Raw genomic sequence first — 930 nt, 5'->3', positions numbered from 1 at the left:
TTTCTTCCTTGTAGTTTTTCAAGCATCAAAGGAAGTTCTTTTCTAAATAAAGCTTTATCAGTCATTCTAAGACCGTGCTCTAGACTTTTTATAAATCTACCATCTATATCATTTTCATCTTTTACCAAATACAAAGTCGCATCATATCCTAATTCCTGATAACACTTATAAAGTTCTATTTTATTTTGCACTGGAGCGCCCATATCTTGCATGCTGTGATAGCTTATAAAGATAGTATTATTGTTCATGCTTGCTTGAATTTTGAGATGATTTAAGTTTAAAACAGCTCTAATTAAATAATTTTCATCACCAAAATAATAAGAAGAATTTATATTTCTAGTCCAATATTTTTGCACAAAACAATAAATTCTATTATTATCTCCTTCAAAAACAAATTCTCCTTGATTCATATCTCTTCCCAAAATATGTGCTAAAAATGGCAAGCAAACTCCCGAATTATCAATCACACCATCTACATGCCAAGGAGCTATCTTGGCTATCAGTAAAGATAAATATCCTCCATAAGATCCTCCCCCATAAATCTTTGGAAGGTTTTTAAAATTTGGAAATTTTTTTACAAGATCTTTTAAAACATTGATATGATCAATAGCTGCCATAACGCCATAGTTTTGATAATCTCCATTAGGTGGGATAAAATCACAAGAAAGTTCTATTTTTTGGCTTTCATCAACCAAACCTGCTTGTTTCATTTCATTAACTTTTTGCTCTATAAGAGGAATAATTGATTCAAAATTATCTTTATTAACCGATAAATGTCCTAAATTAATATTTTTTAAAATACCATTGATACGCTCTAAATCATCTTGATTGGGAATAAGCTTTGGATTATACTTTTGATCAATACTTTGTCTTGCACAAAAACAATGATAAAAAACATGTATCACTACAACATCAAAATTTTTAGCAATA

At 29.1% G+C, this 930-nt stretch carries 1 protein-coding gene; it reads right to left on the bottom strand.

Annotated elements, in window-relative coordinates; translation table 11 throughout:
* Nucleotides 1–930 (bottom strand): DUF2920 family protein (locus CCO88_RS08380; RefSeq protein ID WP_042966219.1); only part of this gene is annotated, 930 nt, incomplete at both ends.

This window comes from Campylobacter coli LMG 9860 (assembly GCF_000254135.1).
GTDB classification, from domain to species: domain Bacteria; phylum Campylobacterota; class Campylobacteria; order Campylobacterales; family Campylobacteraceae; genus Campylobacter_D; species Campylobacter_D coli.
Note: the sequence above shows the minus strand (reverse complement) of the source record. Positions and strands in the feature narration are given on the sequence as shown.